General features: G+C 35.2%; 2 protein-coding genes. Both read right to left on the bottom strand.

Going from position 1 to position 1740, the window contains the following annotated elements:
* Window positions 1-65 precede the first annotated feature (65 nt).
* A complete protein-coding gene (locus C7958_RS15460; RefSeq protein WP_111573563.1) occupies window positions 66-839 on the bottom strand; it encodes a DUF1670 domain-containing protein in 774 nt (257 codons plus the stop codon).
* Entirely contained in the window at window positions 836-1657 is an 822-nt protein-coding gene (locus C7958_RS15455; protein WP_111573562.1) for a DUF1670 domain-containing protein, read from the bottom strand. The genes C7958_RS15460 and C7958_RS15455 overlap by 4 nt, the downstream gene beginning before the upstream one ends.
* Between the last annotated feature and the right edge of the window lie 83 nt (window positions 1658-1740).

The following is a 1740-nucleotide window of genomic DNA, read 5'->3' as shown; positions in this document are numbered from 1 at the left end:
TATTTACATTTAGGACATTTGTCCGGTCCTATTCTTCCTGATTCTTAGTATTTCAAATTGATCTATTATTTATCGTTATCAGAATCAAAATATTCAGGATGATATTTTTCTATAAGCTTCCGATATTGTTTGATAACAGAAGCTCCTCGGCCTGTCATATGTTTGATCTGGGTTGTGCTTATACCGCGTCTGATAAGGAATTTAACGCGTTCATAGTCTTTGATATATCTATCAACAGCATTTAATGAATGATCTGTTTTTCTGGCTATATCAGGTGGCTGAACCTTTTGCTCATAAAGCTCTATTATTGCTTTTTTGTGAGTGGTTCCACGACCCATATCCAGTATATAACCTTTAAGGGGTAACACATCATCATGAGTATCATGATATTCACCAATACGCTTTGAAATAGTTGCTGTAGAACGGTTCATTATTGCTGCCAGTTCTTCAACAGTTAGCATAGCACCTTGCTTTTTAGCAGCTTTAGTCAGTCTGGCAATACGGATCATATCATGTTCTGTTTTGGATACATTCTGTCTTTTTAGTTCTATATCTTCCTCTGTAACATAGGGAAGTTCAATCACTTCCTGTTTGTATTCTTCACGTTTTTTACCCAGTTTTGGCTTGTTATTCTGCTCGGAAGTACTAATCCAGCTTAAACTTCCAAACTGATTGGTCTTTTTACGGGGGTGATATTTATATTCTAATTCAACTATATCGTTAGCTATCAGCTCCAATATTTTATGGCTGCCAAGTAGTTTGTATTCACTCTCTAAAAGCTCGATAATAGCCTGTCTGAAGGTCTTTTTATCCAGGTTAGCAAAAGGGTCCTGTCTCATTTTTTGACCCCCTTTTTTGCCTCAGTTTTTACTGAAGCTTTTTCTTCGGCTATGTTAACTATGTCAGCAAGTCGCTCTTTATACTCAAAGCTGTTATATTTAAAATACAGCTCGGTATATTCTTTAACTAATCTTTCTGAGATACCGACTATATGAGCTGTTTCTTTGATTGAAAGCTTATTCTTTATTGCAAGCAATACACGACCAAAATCATTGATATATCGCTTAATCGCTCCAGGGGAATGCCTGGTTTTCCTCTGTATTTCAGAGTAAGTATTATATTCAAGATACAGTTTGATGATCTTAGTTTTATGAGATACTCCAGGTCCTATATCCTGATATGTACCTCGGGTTTGAACATTAAAACCCTGAGCTTTAAGTTTTTTGATATCACGTCTGATAGTTCTTGTGGAAACCTGTAGAATATCAGCCAGATCTTCCTGAGTTAGAAGACCACCCTGATCGAGTGATTCTTCTGTCATTCTCAGTATTTTAACTCTTCTGAGAGCAGATTTATTCTCTATTCTAAAGAGTGTTTTATCCTCTTTGGTTATTGATTTAGTCAGGGTTACCTGAACCTTTGGTAAATCTTCTAAAACTGGACCGTGTTTTGCTTTCTTAGAGATTACAGTATTAACTATTTTATCTTTACTTTCATGATAGGATGGATCATAATGTTTTAGTTGGTAAACTTCATTAGCAGCTTCTACAATTGCTTTTGCTTCACGTGGTGAATATTCAAATAGTTCTTTAAGAATGTATTCAAATTGACTATCTAAAGTTTTAACTTTTACACGATCAAGTTCAGTTTTAGGCATTGGTTGTCCCCCCTTAACTATATATTATACCAAATTCTTTTGTTAGTCGAACTTGATTAGGGGCGGACAAATGTCCTTATTTT

The organism is Halanaerobium saccharolyticum (genome assembly GCF_003259895.1).
In the GTDB taxonomy this organism is placed as follows: domain Bacteria; phylum Bacillota; class Halanaerobiia; order Halanaerobiales; family Halanaerobiaceae; genus Halanaerobium; species Halanaerobium saccharolyticum_A.
Note: the sequence above shows the minus strand (reverse complement) of the source record. Positions and strands in the feature narration are given on the sequence as shown.